The sequence below is a fragment of the Halomonas sp. 141 genome (assembly GCF_002810305.1).
Taxonomy (GTDB): domain Bacteria; phylum Pseudomonadota; class Gammaproteobacteria; order Pseudomonadales; family Halomonadaceae; genus Vreelandella; species Vreelandella stevensii.
Genome location: NZ_PINZ01000056.1, coordinates 1 through 16,007 on the forward strand (window position 1 = coordinate 1; position 16,007 = coordinate 16,007).

Consider the following 16,007-nt stretch of genomic DNA (forward strand, 5'->3'; position numbering starts at 1 on the left):
AGAAAGTGACCGTTGACGCGGTGAATATGCCGCCCTGAGTGCTTTAGCCGCTCAGAGACGAATTGATCAGCGGTTCCTTAAATATTGTTTATGAAGTGATAGATCCGCTGACGGGGCAAGTCTTGGAACCCGAGGACGACAGAATGACAGGCGAACTGGTCATCACCCACCTCTATCCAGGGCAGAAGCCACTGATCCGCTATCGCACTGGCGATATGGTCAGAGCCCAAGTGCTGAATACGGGCCAGTGGCACATCATTCCTATCGGCCGGGTCAGAGACACCTTGATAATCAATGGCAGCACCCACTGCGCCTACGACATCGAAGCCACACTGCTCGAGAATCTCAAAGGCTGCTTAGATTACCATATCCTAGTGGAGGCCGTTGCAGGCGCCGACCAACTGAGCGTCACGCTGGAATTAGAGAGCAGCAGCGCTACCCTGAACAACCTGCAGTTCATTGCCAGCTCCATGGCGGAAAAGCTTAATACTCGCGTTCGCATCGCGGTCGGTTCGACTGATGCCGTGACGGGTACTGCGGCAATGGTTAGCTGGAAAGCCGCCAGACTCCATGACAAGCGTCAAGGCAGTGATAACCAGGAGCGCGAAACCGCATTGAAAATTGCAACGTGGAGGGCCTGACCATGGCGGATTCGCTTGGCACCGTCTCGACTGTGCCGCGCAAACCTCACCCTTGGGTATATCTAGATGGAGAGATAGTGCCAGCTGCAGAAGCCCTAGTCCCAACAACGACCCAAGCCTTCAATTATGGCACTGCCGTTTTCGAAGGCATCCGTGCCTATGCTTCCGGCAATGGTCAACTGAATGTCTTCCGGCTGGACGACCACCTTAAGCGACTAGAGCACTCGGCCAAATTTTTGCAGTTGGAAGGCCTGCCGCCACGCCCGGAGATGAGAGCAATCATTCTCGATCTGCTGCAACGCAACCAAGCATCAACCGATAGCTACATTAGACCTTTGGCCTACAAGAAAACGTTGCTTCCTGGATTCAGCTTCGGCGTCAAGCTCGCTGGGGTCAGCACAGGTCTGGCAATCAACACCCTTGACATGGGAGCCTACATGCCAGCAAACGGCATCCATTGCGCCGTTTCAAGTTGGCGGCGTATTCCCGACTCGTCACTCCCCGCGCGGGCCAAAATCACTGGCAGCTACGCCAATTCGGCGCTAGCTATGGAATCGGCGCAGCGCATTGGGTGCGATGACGCTTTGATGCTGAATGTGCATGGCAACTTGGCCGAATCGACCTCTTCCAACGTCTTCATCGTCAAAGGTGGCCACCTCATTACTCCGCCTTTGAGTGCCCACATTCTTGAGGGCATTACACGCGATACCGTCATCAAGCTGGCCAGAGATGAACTGGGGATGGAGGTTATCGAGAGGGATGTTCCTTTTTCAGAGTTGTTCTCAGTCGAAGAATGCTTTCTGTCTGGCACCGGCGTCGAGATCGTGCCAGTAACTCAAATCGACCACTACAAGCTGCAAGAAAGTGGCGTCGGAAAAGTTAGTACCGCAATCAGAAGACTCTACTTGGAGAGCGTGAGAGGCCTGAATGCCAAATACGCTCATTGGCTGACCCCTATATTTAACTGATTCCATTGGAGACTTGTGGCTATGGACAACAGCTTACTGAACCTAGGTATTGGGGACTGGCACGACGTCATCATTCACACCCTAGGCCCCAGCGGAACCAGCAGTGAAGCCGCCGCCGGATTCTTTGCAAAATGGCTTGAGCAACGACACCCCGAATCATGCGTTCGGATCAAACTTAACGATTCCTATGAGAATGCCTGCTCCTCCATGGAGAAGGAAACACCAGCAGTGCTGATCGTGGCTAACGCCTATCCAGAGATACATAACTTCTATATGGAGCCACGCTTGAATCTAGTCGCTACCTTTGTTTTCGACACCCCTTTGTACGGACTAGCGAGCAAGGGGCCACTGACGACCAGCAAGCCAACCATCGCAACCCACCCGGCACCGCGGCTCCTGATAGAAGAATTACTACCTCGGGGGCTTGAGATAGATTCCGTGATTCTCACACTTTCCACCAGTGCCGCCGCTGCGGCGGCGGCCAGAAGCGAAGTGGATGTTGCTCTGACCACTGAGGTGGCGGCCAAAATCCATGATTTGCATTTCATCTCCAACACCCGTCCGATCCGAATGCTCTGGTCTGTCTTTACTCACACGCACTGGAGTGCACGTCTCGCTGAAACCGACCCGTTCAGGCTGAGCGTGGAGCTTGCCCTTTAATTGAACTACCAATGCACAAACGAGGTCATGATGTCTATTTTGAAGCGACACACAATCGATTCGGCACCGGAGAAAAGCAAAGCGTTACTCCAAAACTCAATCGACAGCTTTGGCTGGATTCCCAACCAGAGTGCATATATGGCCGAATCACCAGCACTATTGGCAGCCTACCAGCAAGCACACGACCTGTTCATCGACAGCTCGTTGGACGAAGCAGAAAAGGCCGTTGTATGGATAACCTGCGGTGTCGAAAATAACTGCACCTACACGGTTCAGGCACATGCCTTCATCGCTTTGTCCAAAGGCGTTGATGCCCGTGTGGTCGAAGCTGCTGCGCACGATCCAGATAACCTTGATGACCGGCTGCGGGCCTTGTACAACTTCACACAGGAAGTTATTCATTGCGGCGGCCGCTTGAAAAGACAGGAAATTGAGGCTGTCCTGCATGCCGGTTTCAGCAAACAAAACATGTTGGACGTGATTCTGGGCGTTTCGCAGAAACACATGTCGACCATCCTGAACAGCATCGCCATCACGGAGGTCGATCATCGCTTCAAGTGGGAGGCATTTCTAGGGATCAAACAGACGGACGAGGCTTGAACTATGCTTCACGTGGATGGCCACTCAGTCAGGAAACTCTTGGACTTTCAACTAGGCCTGATTCTCAGCGAGGAAGCATTCAGGCTGCACTCCTCAAATCAGGTACAGCAGCCGCTACGCACAATCATCCGTGGAAACGACAACGATCTGATGGGTGTTATGCCAGCCTATATCAAGTCCGGCCCCTACAAAGGCTTTGGCTTGAAATCGGTGGTGGTCAGGCTTGGGGCCAAGAAGCTTGGTCCGTCTCATACGGGGAGCGTCTTGATCTATGACGAGGCCGGGACATCCCCAGTCGTTGCGGTCGATGCAGGGGCGATCACCGAAATCCGCACGGCTGCAGCTTCGGCATACGCAACAGACCTACTTGCCGCGCCCAATGCAAGCCGCCTGGCCATTCTGGGTACAGGCCTACAGGCCCGCGCCCATCTCATGGCAATGCAGGCCGTCAGACCGGTCAAACAGCTTTCCATATGGGGGCGCACCGAAACAGCCCGGCAAGAGTTTGCCGCCTGGAGCCAGCGCTTCTGCAACTTCCCGATCTCAACCCACCCAACAGTAACCGAGGCAGTGCATGGCAGCGACATCATATGTACCACCACAGCCGCGCGCTCGCCTATTCTGAGCCGGGCCGCAGTGCCCGCACGCTGCCATATCAACGCCATTGGCTCTTCTGCTCTCGGTTTTCAAGAGTTGCACGAAGATGTGTATGAACACAGCGCCTTGTTCACGGACTGCAATCGTTCGGTACTTGCCTCAGCCGAGTGCGTGATCAAGGCTGTCCAGAAAGGCCTGTTGCCCTCGCAAAAGGTCGGCACAGAAATCGGTAACCTGCATGCCGGTCTCACACCACTGCATGAACAGCGCTTGAGCATCTTCAAGTCGGTTGGACTGGCGGTGCAGGACTTGGTTTTTTCCCGCGAGGCCATCAGACGGTGGCGCTCTACACGCTGTTGACAAAATAACCACTTCATCAGGACCGAGACATGCTCGATGTAACGCAAATATTTTCCTATTCGATGGCACTAGGGATTGCCGCTGCCATCCCCGGCCCTGGCTTGGCCGCTCTCGTCGCCCGTAGCGTCAGTGGCGGTACCTTGCCGGGTTTTTGCCTGCTGCTCGGCTTGATAGTTGGTGACCTGATCTATTTGTCTTTCGCGGTCTTTGGGCTGGCGATGGTCGTGGAACACTTCAACGCACTGTTCGAGGTGGTTCGCTGGGGGGCGGCATTGTATCTGTGCTACCTGGCCTGGCAGTTCTGGTTCACCAATCATCAAACGATAGAAGAGGGCAAGTCAGCGAAGAAACGGGAACTGTTGTCGGCGGCATTGTCTGGACTGACCATAACGCTGGGCAACCCGAAGACCATCGCTTTTTACCTGGCGATCCTTCCATTGGTCATCAACTTAGAGGCGGTCTCGTTACAAACTTGGGTAATGATGTTGGTGCCGCTAACCGTTCTGGTATTACTGAGCGTTGGCGCGCTGTTCATTGTGACGGCTGTGCGTATGCGGCACCTGCTGTCCAGCCCGCGCGCGCAGCAACATCTGTTCCGCGGGGCGGCAACGATCATGGTGGCGGCGGCAGCTTCTATGCTGCGTCGTTAAGATGGTATACATCGTGCTTGCGATGCATCGCTTTGCGAAAAGACTCCAAGCACATACCTGTTTCGAACATAGGTGCCAGTCATTGCGGATGCACGCTCGCCACCAACCTGATTGATCTCGGCACGCAGGTGCTTATTTCTAATCATTCTGAACACTGCAACACTTGATCTCTTTACAAACCATACAGGCTGCGCGCCACGGGTGCGATGGAGCACGCCTCGCCGTTTCGTGGCGGGTCACTGCCAAGGGTAATGACCGTGGTCGCCACATAGACCTCAATCAACGCCGATACCATGCTGCCGTCGTATTGGATGGCTGACGCCACGCAGGCCGCCATGATTGATACCGACGAGTCGCGCAATATACACCGGACTATAAGCAAATTTCCTGCCCCCCTGCGCAAGGTAGCAGCGGTGCTGCTGAGCATCCGGGACAGGCGCTTAACCTGGCAGCGTTCAGAGGGGAGGAGTTGCTACACCAGCGCGGTGTCGCGTTCCAGTGTCGCAAAGCACAGCAACGCGAACTGCCGACGGGAGAGCAATATGCGCTGCCAGATGGGTTCAGCAGACTCCGGCGGCAGCGAGAGATCACCAGCACAGGCACTGACGGTTCCGACTGCGCCATTGTTCCACTTACTCCGTGACACTCATAAAGCTATTCTGCTCAGGGTGATAACCCAACCCAAGGCCTCCTTGCAGAGGCAATCAGCGACTAATGCAGTAACGCCTTGGTTCGTTTTTACACAAGAGGGCGTTCTTCAGTTTCGGACTTGAACACAATGGCCATTGGCGTCAAGCGTAGGGATAAAGAAGCACTGGTCACTATGCAGTGTCAGAGGTGTTTGAAACGCCTGGGACCTGTCAACAACACGTTCGCAAAGGCCAGGAGCAGAGCGCCAAATTCGCGTTATCGTTTTTTATACAGCAAAGAGGTTAAATCAGAGTGAGGTAATCATTCGACGAATAGGCGGGGCATCGTTCATCGACTACCCTGCATAGGAAGTGGCCGACACTGGCAACACTGCCCAACACTCTTTATGATCTGCTGTTTTTTTACGGGTTAGGAGCGTGACATGGATAGGCGATTCCCTGGGACGATCACGCTGTTGCTCTTGGCACTGCTTGCTGCCCCTCCCGCCTTCGCGACCGCCACCATCAACGTGATTGCATCGTTCTCGATCATCGAGGACCTGGTGAAACGCGTGGCAGGCAGTGACGTGCGCATTGTGACCATCGTACCACCCGGTGAGGATGTTCACCGCTGGGAACTGACGCCCCCCAACGTGCTGGCCCTGGAAGAGGCCGATATCGTGTTTTACAACGGCTATGGCCTGGAGCCCTGGCTGCGCCATGTACAGGCCATGGCGGATGACACACTGACACTGACTGCTCTGGCGGAAAACGCGGCCATGTCGCCGCTGACCATTCCCATGGGCCAGTACAAGGGCAACCCCGACCCGCATATGTGGATGGACCCCAAGGGCGCTGCCGCCTACCTCGATGTGATTGCCGAGACGCTGAGCGAACGCTACCCGAGCAAGGCCGACGCCTTCCAGCAACGCGCCGTTGAAGCCAGGGAAGCCCTGCTGGCGCTGGACCAGCAGGTGCGAGAGCGGCTGCAGGGCATCCCGCAGACCAACCGCACCCTCATCACCAGCGAAGCCTCGATGGGCTACTTTGCCCGCGCCTACGAGTTCGAGTACAGCGCCATCTGGGGCCTCAATAGCGAAACCCAGGGCAGCGCATCGGCCATGGAGGCGATGAGCATACAGCTCGCCGAGCAGCGTCCGCCTGCGCTCTTTTATGAAAGCACGGTGCCCGACATTCACATGGACGCCTTGGCGAGAGAGTCAGGCCTGGCCCTGGCAGGCCCGCTCTACATCGATACGCTCAGCGAGGCCGATGGCCCTGCCTACAATTACCCTGCCTTGCTGCTGCACAACGCCGAGCTGCTGCATGAGGCGCTGGGGGGCGCCCGCGCCGATCACTGACACCTAAGCGTCAGAGCCGATCAGCTCAGCCAAGGACTCGATCAGCACATCCGGCTGGCTCTGTTCGATGGGGTCGCCGTGATTGTAGCCGTAAGGCAGCGCCACCGTGGCAAAACCCGCTGCCTTGCCCGCCTCGATATCGTGGCGTGAGTCTCCAACCATCACGCAGGCACTCGGCGCAACGTCCAACAAACGTGCGATATGTAGCAGCGGTGCGGGGCTGGGCTTTTTCTCTGGCAGCGAGTCGCCACCCACGCAGTGGGCAAACAGCGCCAGCAGTTCGAAATGCTCCAGAATGGGCGCAATGAAGCGCTCGGGCTTGTTGGTAATGAGCGCCAGCGTGAAGCCTGCGTCATGCAACTGCTGCAGCGCTTGCGCCACGTGCGGGTACAGCACGGTGCGTGCGTTGGGCGCCGCCGCATAATGGCGCATGAACGCCGCCAGCGCAGCCTCGACAAGCCCCGGCTCCGGCGCTGACGAAGTCGCCCAACTGAGTGCACGCTCCACCAACACCTGTGCACCGTTGCCTACCCAGTGGCGCACCTGCTGCTCACCCGGCAGCGGCAGCGCCATCTCCCGCATGGATTGCTGTACGGCCACGGCCAGATCAGGCACGGAATCAATCAAGGTGCCATCGAGGTCGAAGGCGATCAGTTGCTTCTGCTGCAGAATGGTATGCACACGGGCTCCTTGGTCATGGCACTGGACGCGATAATCTCGATCAATTTTATCATCTTATCGGCCTGCGATTACCCATATCGCGTGGAAGCTTCTATGCTGAGGCTATATTAGCCAAGGAGAGAGTAATGGCCACTCCCCGAATTGTGATTGTGGGCGGCGGCGCCGGAGGCCTGACCCTCGCCACCAAGCTGGGGCACACGCTGGGCAAGAAAAAACGCGCCGAGATCGTACTGCTGGACCGTAACGCGACCCATGTCTGGAAACCGCTGCTCCATGAGCTGGCTACCGGCGTGTTGAACTCGAGCATGGACGAAGTGGACTATCGTGGTCACTCCACCGCCCATCACTACCGCTACCAGCGGGGCTCATTGAGCGGGCTGGATCGTCAACAGAAGGTGATTCACCTGGCGGCCATCGTCGATGAAGAGGGCGAAGAAGTGCTGCCCGCTCGGCAGATCACCTATGACTACCTGGTACTGGCACTGGGCAGCGTTTCCAACGACTTTGGCACTCAGGGCGTGGCCGAGCACTGCCACTTCATCGATTCGCCCCAGCAGGCCAAGGCGTTCCAGCGGGACATGATCAATACCTTCCTGCGCTACACCGACCCATCGCTGCGCCAACATACTCAGCTCACCATCGGTATCGTCGGCGGTGGCGCCACAGGGGTAGAGCTGTCGGCGGAGCTGCTGGATGCCTCACGTCTGTTGAACGCCTACGGGGTGACGGCGGTGGACCACCAATCCATCAGCGTACACTTGATCGAGGCCGCGCCGCGCCTGCTGCCAGGTTTGTCCGAACGCATCAGCGGCACTGTACAGCAGGAGCTGGAAAGCCTTGGCGTCACCGTGCACGTCAACACGGCCATTCAGGAGGCGAAGGAGTATCATCTGGTCACCAATGATGGCGAAGTCATCGATACCGACCTGAACGTCTGGGCCGCGGGCATCAAGGCGCCCGAGTTCCTCAGCGAGCTGGGGCTCACTACCAACAAGCGCCATCAGGTCGCCGTGCACCAAACCCTGCAAAGCGTCGATGACCCTGCCATTTTTGCCCTGGGCGACTGCGCCAGCTGCCCACAAGGCGAGGATGCCACCGTGCCGCCCCGCGCCCAGGCCGCCCATCAGCAAGCCAAGGTACTGGCGAAGAACCTGATCAACTGCCTGGAACAGAAACCCCTGGCCGCGTTTCACTACCGTGACCACGGCTCACTGGTATCGCTGGCACGCTACGATGCGGTGGGCAACCTGATGCGCAGCTCCGCTTCTCGCGGGCTGTTTCTGGAGGGCTGGCTGGCGCGCCAGGCGTATGCTTCCTTGTATCGTATGCATCAGCTGTCGATACATGGCGCGCCAAAGACGGGTCTTGCCTGGCTGGTAGACAAACTGAACCGCTACCTCAAGCCACGCATGAAGCTGCATTGAGCGCCCGCCTCGATCAGCGGACGCTGGCCAGCGCAGCTCGCATCTGCTGAATGACGCTATCGTATCCGTGGGGGTCGCTGGCCTGGTGCGCATTGAAAATGGCCGAGCCAGCCACGAACGTATCGGCACCGGCAGCGGCAATCTCGGCGATGTTATCCACCTTGACGCCCCCATCGATCTCCAGGCGGATTGGCAAGCCCGAAGCATCGATCCTTGCCCGCGCCTCGCGCAGCTTGTTGAGGGTCGTCGGGATGAACGATTGCCCACCAAAGCCCGGGTTGACGCTCATCAGCAGCACCATATCCACTTTGTCCATCACGTAATCGAGATAGCTAAGCGGCGTTGCCGGGTTGAAAACCAGCCCGGCCTTGCAGCCGCCATCGCGGATCAGCTGCAAAGAGCGATCGATATGCTCGGAGGCTTCGGGGTGAAAGGTGATGTAGCTCGCGCCCGCGTCGATGAAATCACTGATCATGCGATCCACCGGCTTGACCATCAGGTGCACATCGATGGGCGCGGTCACGCCGTGCTGGCGCAGTGCCTTGCAGACCATTGGGCCAATGGTCAGGTTGGGCACGTAGTGGTTGTCCATGACATCGAAGTGCACCACGTCTGCACCGGCGGCCAGAATGTTGTCTACCTCTTCCCCCAAACGGGCGAAGTTGGCCGACAAAATGGAAGGGGCAATCAAGAAATCCTGGGCAGTGCTCATCATGGGGTCCTTAGCGCGGATTAACGGTATCGCGCTATCTTACCAGAGCGCTGCGCCCAGCCCCATGCAAGGATGATGCCCTTGAGCGGCATGAAAGAAATGCATCATTGCCTAACCTTCCTCATATATTCATAAATAGAATATAAAACACAATTGTAATTCCACAATGACAGGTTTAACCTTAGCACCATCGCGACTATGTCGCCCCCTGCCATCAGGAGCCTGCCATGACACGCCATACTCTACTTCGCACCAGCCTGCTTCGTAATGGACTGCGCCGCAGCCTGCTCGCCGCTGCCGTCGGCACCGCCGTTGCCGGCATGACGCTCTCCACCAGCGCCGTGGCCCAGGAGCGCGAGCTGCTCAACTCCTCCTACGATATCGCCCGTGAGCTTTTTTCGGCCATCAACCCTGAGTTCCAGGCTTGGTGGCAGGAAGAGCACGGCGAAGAGATCGGTATCAACCAGTCTCACGGCGGCTCCTCGGCTCAGGCACGGGCCATTCTGCAGGGTCTGCGCGCCGATGTAGTGACCTATAACCAGGTCACCGACGTTCAAGCGCTGGCGGATGCAGGCCTGGTCGCGGAAGATTGGCAGCAGGCGTTCGACAACAACGCATCACCCTACTACTCCACCACCGCGTTCCTGGTGCGCAAGGGCAACCCCAAGGGCATCGAGAGCTGGGACGACCTGGTACAGGAAGACGTCCGCATGGTCTTCCCGAATCCGAAAACCTCCGGCAATGGCCGCTACACCTATTTGGCCGCCTGGGGCTTCGCCGATCAGGCTTTCGACGGTGACGACGAGCAGATTCAGGACTTCATGCGCACCTTCCTGCGCAACGTGGCGGTATTTGACACCGGCGGTCGTGGTGCCACTACCAGCTTCATCGAACGCGGCATTGGCGATGTGCTGATCAGCTTCGAGTCCGAAGTCAACAATATCCGTACCGAATACGGCAGCGACGATTATGAAGTAATCGTGCCGCCGGTCAGCATCCTGGCCGAATTCCCGGTCGCCGTGGTCGGCCCCAACGCCGAGCGCAACGGCAACAGCGATCTGGCCCAGAGCTACCTCGAGTACCTCTACAGCGAAGAGGCTCAGCGCCTGCTGGCAGGCTTCAACTACCGAGTGCATAACGAGACCGTCGTGGCCGAGTTTGCCGACCAGTTCCCCGAGACCGAGCTGCTGCAGGTCGAAGACGTGTTTGGTAGCTGGGAAGAAGCCATGGAAGCGCATTTCGAAGGTGGCGCACTGCTCGATCAACTGCAACGTCGTTAACGGAGCCCCATGAGCCAACTTGCATTCTGGCGATCCGGCAGCACACGCGTGCTGCCGGGTTTTGGCCTTTCCATGGGTATCAGCGTGCTGTTTATCTCGCTGGTACTGCTGCTGCCCATCACCGGGCTGTTTGGCCAACTGGCGGGGCTCAGCCTCAGCCAGTACTGGGCCATCATCACCGATGGCCGCGTGGTGGCCAGCTACACCGTGACCATTGGCGCTGCCGCCGTGGCCGCGCTGGTCAACGCCGTTTTCGGGCTGCTGCTGGCCTGGGTGCTGGTGCGCTACGAGTTCCCCGGCAAGCGCCTGCTGGATGCGCTGATGGACCTGCCCTTCGCCCTGCCCACGGCGGTGGCGGGCATTACCCTGGCCACCCTGTATGCCGGCAATGGCTGGATGGGCCGCCTGCTCGAACCACTGGGCTTTCAGGTCGCCTATACCTGGGTCGGCATTGCCCTGGCCATGGCTTTCACCAGTATTCCTTTCGTGGTGCGCACCGTGCAGCCGGTACTCGAAGACCTGCCCGCCGAGATCGATGAAGCCGCCATGTCGCTGGGTGCTACCGACAGCGTGGCATTTCGCCGGGTGATCATGCCCCACCTGTGGCCAGCGCTGGTCACCGGTACGGGGCTGGCGTTCGTGCGCTCTCTGGGCGAGTTCGGGGCGATCATCTTCATCGCGGGCAACATGCCCTACGAAACGGAGATCACGGCATTGATGATCTTCGTTCGGCTTCAGGAGTACGACTACGCAGGCGCTTCGGCCATCGCCTCAGTGGTGCTGTTCGTGTCGCTGGCACTGCTGCTGGTCATCAACATCTGGCAGGGGCGCTTCGTGCGCCGCTTGCATGGAGGAAAAGGCTAATGCATCGCGTAGGGGATGCGCCGCTGGTGCGGCGCGTACTGATCGTCAGCGCCCTGCTGCTGTCGGCGCTGTTTCTGCTGCTGCCGCTGGTCGCCATTTTTGCTCAGGCCTTTTCTCAGGGCGTGGCGGTGTTCTGGGCCAACGTGACCAATACCTTCACCCTGCACGCCATCGGCCTGACGCTGGTCATCGCGCTGATGACCATTCCGGTCTGCCTGGTCTTTGGCGTCGCGCTGGCCTGGCTGGTGACCCGCTTCAGCTTCCCCGGCCGCCGCATTCTGCAAACCCTGATCGACATACCCTTTGCCGTTTCGCCAGTCGTGGCCGGTTTGATCTACCTGCTGCTCTACGGCCGCAATGGCTGGATCGGCAGCTGGCTGGACACCCATGACATCCAGCTCATGTTTGCCTGGCCCGGCATTCTGATGGTCACCATCTTCGTCACCTGCCCCTTCGTCGCTCGGGAACTGATTCCATTGATGCAGGCCCAGGGCTCCCGCGAAGAGGAAGCCGCCGTGACCCTGGGCGCCTCAGGCTGGACCACGTTCTGGCGTGTGACGCTCCCCAATATCCGTTGGGCACTGCTGTACGGCATCATCCTCACCAATGCTCGCGCGGTAGGTGAATTCGGCGCGGTCTCCGTGGTCTCAGGGGCTATTCGCGGGCAGACCAACACGCTGCCCTTGCATCTCGAACAGCTCTATCAGGATTACAACGCCGTGGGGGCATTTGCCAGCGCGGCCTTGCTGGCGCTGATTGCCCTGTTAACCCTTGCGGCCAAGGCAGGCCTGGAATGGCGCGCATCGCGCCGGGAGGCACTCGTATGAGTATTCGCTTAGAGAATATTGCCAAGCATTTTGCCAACACCCAGGCCCTCGAACCCATCGACCTGGACATTCATGAGGGCGAGCTGGTCGGCCTGCTGGGGCCCTCCGGGTCGGGCAAGACGACCCTGCTGCGTATCATTGCAGGGCTGGAGAGCGCTGACCGCACGCCAACGCCCGGTAAAATTCTGTTTGGCGATCGCGATGTCACCCATGTGCACGTGCGTGACCGGCGCATCGGTTTTGTATTTCAGCACTATGCGCTGTTTCGCCATATGAGCGTCTACGACAACGTGGCCTTTGGCCTGACCGTGATGCCGCGCAAGCGTCGCCCCTCCAGCGGCGAGATTCGTGCACGAGTATTTCGGCTACTGGAAATGGTTCAGCTCCAGCATTTGGCCAACCGCCTGCCTGCGCAGCTCTCGGGCGGCCAGCAGCAGCGTGTGTCGCTGGCCAGGGCACTGGCCGTAGAACCCGACGTGCTGCTGCTGGACGAGCCCTTCGGCGCGCTGGACGCCAAGGTACGTCAGGACCTTCGCCGCTGGCTGCGTCGCCTTCATGATGAGCTGAACTTCACCAGCGTATTCGTGACCCACGACCAGGAAGAGGCGCTGGAGCTTTCGGATCGCGTCGTGGTGATGAGCAACGGCCGTATCGAACAGATCGACACGCCGGAAACTCTCTACCGCTCGCCGAAGAACCGCTTTGTGTTCGAATTCCTCGGTGACGTGAACCACCTGGAGGGCAGCGTGCAGCAAGGTGTGCTGACCTGCGGAGACGCGCGCCTGCAGGTAGACCTGCCGGACGGTGACGAAGAGCTGCTGTTGCGCCCCCACGAAGTGCGCCTGGCTGAAGCACCCAGCCCGGAAAGCCACCTGCCTGTCACGGTCACCGCGCTTTCCCCTGTGGGGGCCGAAGTACGGGTCGAGCTGGAGGCGGACTGGCTTGCCAAGCCCTGGCTGGCCACCGTGCGTCATGCCGACTTCGAACGGCTGAACCTGCAGCGCGGCCAGCGGCTGTTTGCGCATCCGCGCCAGTGGCATCGATTCAAGGAAGACGCCGCGCCCCAGCCGCAGCCTAGCCGGGTCGCGTAAGCCGCTGGCCTCGCCTGTCGCAGCAGGGCTATACTGTACCGACCCTGGACAGCAATGCCTTGTTACAACAGGCTTTTACTTTCCAGGCAAGTGACTACCCAATCAGGTTACTATCCAGGCAAGTTACGCCCCAAACAAGTAGAGTGTGGAGAGTTGTATGCGTCGGCGTCATTTTTTACGTATTTCCGGTGCGCTGTTGGCCACCGCCCTGCTGGCCGGCTGCGCCAGCCCCCAGTTCCTGCAGCTGAACCCTTCCCGCACGGCCAGCGTGCCGCAGGTAGGCTCTGGGCAGCAGGTGACCGTGGTGGCCGTGGACGCCCGGCCCAGTGAAGTCATTGGCACCCGGGCAGGCGGCAGCATGTCGACGGCGCAAATCACCGTCAACCGACATGAATTGATTCCGAAACTTCAAGCCGAAGCAGAGCGTGCGGTGCGCGACATGGGCTTCAACCCCACCCGGGAAACCGCCCAGGGCCGCCCCACTCTGACGCTGGAGCTCGCCAGCCTGGCCTACCTGCGGGGCGATAGCGGCCAGCCGCTCATCGACGAGGCCCGTATCGAGGGTGTCTTCCGCGCCATCGCGCAGCATCAGGGCACGACCTATACCGGCACCTATACCTCACGCCGTACGCAGAGCTACGCCATCAAACCTGGTGAAGACAGCAATACCCGCATGTTGAACGACCTGCTGAGCGATGGTTTGAACCGCGCCTTCAGCGACCCGGAACTGGGCCGCCTGCTGGCGCGCTAATCTGGGTCAATTCACACGCGAGGGCCGCGCCGCTCCAGTGCCCAAAAGCTCTCGCGGCGACCACGCTCATCGGCGGGCACCGTAGCGAGGCGATCAACGCGAAAATTGGGCGCCAGCAGGCGCTCTATTTCGTGATCGGGCACGTTGAAGGGCGGCCCTGCCTTGCCTTCCTGATGGGTCAGCGCGACGAGCAATCCCTTGGCACCGGGCGGTATCAGCTGTGCCAGATGGAACGCATAGCGCTCACGGGTGGCGGGTGGCAGGGCAATCAACGCCGCCCGGTCATAGAAGGCCCTGACTTCGTCAGCCTGTTTGATATGCAGATGAAAGAAGTCCCCGCACCAGAGCTCGACACTCCCCTGACGAAACACCTCGAAACCTGACTGGCGGTAGCGAGTAACGCCCTCTTCCCGCTGGGCCAGAAACTGCTCGATGGCTTCCGGGGCCAGCTCGACGCCCAGCACCGGATGACCCTGCTCGGCCAGCCAGCGCATGTCCAGGCTCTTGCCGCACAGCGGCACCAGCACTTTGGCACCCTCCTCCACCCCCAGCTCGGGCCAGTGCTGTGGCAGCGCGGTATGTGTTGCCGCCAGATGAAAGCCAATGCGCCCTTCCTGCCAGCGCAACCGCCAGGGGTTGTCCATGGTACTTACCTCGTCAGGCCGTGATGGAGGATGACCAGCACGCTGTTTAGAACCAGCGGTCACGTTTTTTGCGGCGACGCGGCAGATGCGGCACGATCAGCCCCACCAGCAGGCCCGCACCGGCCACCCCCCCGCCGTACATGAAGTAGCGCATCAACAAGTCTTCTTCCTGGGTATCCAGACGTGCCTGCAGCGCGCGCACCTGACGGCGGGCCTGCTCGGACTCGGCGTCCAGCTCGTGATTACGCGCTTCCAGCTCGGCAATACGCTGCTCACGGACCTCCAGAGTTTCGGTCATCGAAGAGACCCGCTGCTCCCAGGTATCGTTGATGCCGTCGAGCTCCTGGGTCAGCTCTTCCACCTGCGCCTGAAGCTCAGGCAACTGCTGACGAGCGCTGGGCGTTTGCTGCAGTTCACTGCTCAGCACCCACACAGTGTCGCCGCTGTTGCTGCGCACTCGGGTGTAGTTCCCGCTGGTTTCCAGTACGTCGACCTGCTCACCCGCATTCAGCGTTCCCACAATGCGATAGCCATCTGTGGGGCCACTACGCACATAGGTGCTTAGCTCATCACTGACCCAGGCTTGGCTATCGGATTGAGCAAACGCTAACTGGCCACTGGCACTCAACAGCACGCCCATGGCGGCGGCGTAACAATTCCTGCGAAATTTCTCTACTTGCATGACGTCATGTCCTGATCATAAAAAACGCGGCTGACCGACGAAGCCAGCCTGCGTAGCGCTATAGCGTTGCGCGTGTTGGGCGCTTACCCTTCCCCACGGGGCGGTAGCGGGAAGGGGCGAGGAAACTCCGCGACGCGAGCATCACTTTTCACCGCTTTCAAGGGGCCTTCACGCTCTACTTCGTCAATGCGCACAATGGCATTGAGCGGCAGGTAGCTGCGCTTGACACCTTCGAAGGTACGCTGCAGTTTCTCCGCTCCCGGATCCACCACCACTCGCGACGCATCGTCAAAGACAAACTCCTCGACTTCAATAAAGCCCCAGAGTTCGCTCTGAAAGATCTCTCTTACGTATAAATCCCAAATTTCACCCTGCTGGTGAACCACCACACGGTAGATCGGCTTGGCCGCCATCTTGGCCTGTTCCTCTTGACGCTTGAACGTATCCAACAACGGGGTAGCCTACCACACTCATCGGGCAGCCCCTTAGCAGACATCATCAATGCCCAGTGACTGCTCCCCGCCCTGACGGGCGAGGCTTCCCACGTCTTAGGCCGCTGCCGGTGCGTGACCGGGCTTACACAGG

The 16,007-nt window shown here is 59.1% G+C and carries 19 protein-coding genes; 13 read left to right on the plus strand and 6 right to left on the minus strand.

All coding sequences use genetic code 11. The annotated features are described in order from the left end of the window. Positions 1-143 precede the first annotated feature (143 nt). The 6 genes from CWI66_RS15880 to CWI66_RS15905 are packed head-to-tail and all read left to right on the plus strand — an operon-like array spanning position 144 to position 4,476. Positions 144-641 (plus strand): hypothetical protein, encoded by a 498-nt coding sequence (locus CWI66_RS15880; protein WP_232710963.1) that lies wholly within the window; start codon positions 144-146, stop codon positions 639-641. A 2-nt stretch (positions 642-643) separates the two neighbouring features. Beyond that, positions 644-1,609 (plus strand): branched-chain amino acid transaminase, encoded by a 966-nt coding sequence (locus tag CWI66_RS15885; RefSeq protein WP_050980294.1) that lies wholly within the window; start codon positions 644-646, stop codon positions 1,607-1,609. Positions 1,610-1,630: 21 nt separating this feature from the next. After that, the gene (locus CWI66_RS15890; protein WP_016914389.1) at positions 1,631-2,269 is read left to right on the plus strand and encodes a hypothetical protein; all 639 of its coding nucleotides are present in this window, start codon (positions 1,631-1,633) and stop codon (positions 2,267-2,269) included. Positions 2,270-2,299: 30 nt separating this feature from the next. After that, positions 2,300-2,869, plus strand: a complete 570-nt coding sequence (locus CWI66_RS15895) for a carboxymuconolactone decarboxylase family protein (RefSeq protein WP_016914390.1) — start codon at positions 2,300-2,302, stop codon at positions 2,867-2,869. A gap of 39 nt (positions 2,870-2,908) precedes the next feature. Beyond that, the gene (locus tag CWI66_RS15900) at positions 2,909-3,826 is read left to right on the plus strand and encodes an ornithine cyclodeaminase family protein (protein ID WP_198517601.1); all 918 of its coding nucleotides are present in this window, start codon (positions 2,909-2,911) and stop codon (positions 3,824-3,826) included. Positions 3,827-3,855: 29 nt separating this feature from the next. Next, positions 3,856-4,476, plus strand: a complete 621-nt coding sequence (locus tag CWI66_RS15905; RefSeq protein ID WP_016914392.1) for a LysE family translocator — start codon at positions 3,856-3,858, stop codon at positions 4,474-4,476. A 172-nt stretch (positions 4,477-4,648) separates the two neighbouring features. Here the strand turns inward: CWI66_RS15905 and CWI66_RS15910 are convergent, their stop codons facing one another. Beyond that, complete coding sequence (locus CWI66_RS15910) at positions 4,649-4,801, minus strand: hypothetical protein (protein ID WP_156808482.1); 153 nt, start codon at positions 4,799-4,801, stop codon at positions 4,649-4,651. Positions 4,802-5,548: 747 nt separating this feature from the next. On the opposite strand from CWI66_RS15910, the gene CWI66_RS15915 reads away from it, so the two are divergent. Beyond that, positions 5,549-6,466, plus strand: coding sequence for a metal ABC transporter solute-binding protein, Zn/Mn family (locus CWI66_RS15915; protein ID WP_100732229.1), 918 nt, complete (start codon positions 5,549-5,551; stop codon positions 6,464-6,466). Positions 6,467-6,469: 3 nt separating this feature from the next. Here the strand turns inward: CWI66_RS15915 and CWI66_RS15920 are convergent, their stop codons facing one another. Then, positions 6,470-7,147 (minus strand): phosphoglycolate phosphatase, encoded by a 678-nt coding sequence (locus CWI66_RS15920; protein WP_081137615.1) that lies wholly within the window; start codon positions 7,145-7,147, stop codon positions 6,470-6,472. Positions 7,148-7,272: 125 nt separating this feature from the next. On the opposite strand from CWI66_RS15920, the gene CWI66_RS15925 reads away from it, so the two are divergent. Further along, complete coding sequence (locus CWI66_RS15925) at positions 7,273-8,571, plus strand: NAD(P)/FAD-dependent oxidoreductase (RefSeq protein WP_081195677.1); 1,299 nt, start codon at positions 7,273-7,275, stop codon at positions 8,569-8,571. A 13-nt stretch (positions 8,572-8,584) separates the two neighbouring features. Here CWI66_RS15925 and rpe read toward each other — a convergent pair whose 3' ends face one another. Continuing rightward, positions 8,585-9,283, minus strand: coding sequence for a ribulose-phosphate 3-epimerase (gene rpe / locus CWI66_RS15930; protein ID WP_100732230.1), 699 nt, complete (start codon positions 9,281-9,283; stop codon positions 8,585-8,587). 227 nt (positions 9,284-9,510) lie between these two features. Here rpe and cysP point away from each other — a divergent pair, with 227 nt between their 5' ends. From cysP to CWI66_RS15955, 5 genes are all read left to right on the plus strand, one after another. After that, positions 9,511-10,563, plus strand: coding sequence for a thiosulfate ABC transporter substrate-binding protein CysP (gene cysP, locus CWI66_RS15935; protein WP_100732231.1), 1,053 nt, complete (start codon positions 9,511-9,513; stop codon positions 10,561-10,563). Between the two features lie 9 nt (positions 10,564-10,572). After that, positions 10,573-11,427, plus strand: a complete 855-nt coding sequence (gene cysT / locus CWI66_RS15940; RefSeq protein WP_081137609.1) for a sulfate ABC transporter permease subunit CysT — start codon at positions 10,573-10,575, stop codon at positions 11,425-11,427. Beyond that, positions 11,427-12,254 carry a sulfate ABC transporter permease subunit CysW gene (gene cysW, locus CWI66_RS15945; RefSeq protein ID WP_016914400.1) on the plus strand — a complete coding sequence of 276 codons (828 nt, stop codon included), beginning with the start codon at positions 11,427-11,429 and terminating at the stop codon, positions 12,252-12,254. The genes cysT and cysW overlap by 1 nt, the downstream gene beginning before the upstream one ends. Then, complete coding sequence (locus CWI66_RS15950) at positions 12,251-13,345, plus strand: sulfate/molybdate ABC transporter ATP-binding protein (RefSeq protein WP_100732232.1); 1,095 nt, start codon at positions 12,251-12,253, stop codon at positions 13,343-13,345. The genes cysW and CWI66_RS15950 overlap by 4 nt, the downstream gene beginning before the upstream one ends. A 157-nt stretch (positions 13,346-13,502) precedes the next feature. Next, positions 13,503-14,096 carry a YajG family lipoprotein gene (locus CWI66_RS15955; RefSeq protein WP_100732233.1) on the plus strand — a complete coding sequence of 198 codons (594 nt, stop codon included), beginning with the start codon at positions 13,503-13,505 and terminating at the stop codon, positions 14,094-14,096. 11 nt (positions 14,097-14,107) lie between these two features. Here the strand turns inward: CWI66_RS15955 and CWI66_RS15960 are convergent, their stop codons facing one another. From CWI66_RS15960 to CWI66_RS15970, 3 genes are all read right to left on the minus strand, one after another. Then, positions 14,108-14,740, minus strand: coding sequence for a thiopurine S-methyltransferase (locus tag CWI66_RS15960; protein WP_100732234.1), 633 nt, complete (start codon positions 14,738-14,740; stop codon positions 14,108-14,110). Between the two features lie 46 nt (positions 14,741-14,786). After that, the gene (locus tag CWI66_RS15965; RefSeq protein ID WP_026001763.1) at positions 14,787-15,422 is read right to left on the minus strand and encodes a TIGR04211 family SH3 domain-containing protein; all 636 of its coding nucleotides are present in this window, start codon (positions 15,420-15,422) and stop codon (positions 14,787-14,789) included. A gap of 83 nt (positions 15,423-15,505) precedes the next feature. Further along, entirely contained in the window at positions 15,506-15,835 is a 330-nt protein-coding gene (locus tag CWI66_RS15970; protein WP_009100748.1) for a DUF1820 family protein, read from the minus strand. Between the last annotated feature and the right edge of the window lie 172 nt (positions 15,836-16,007).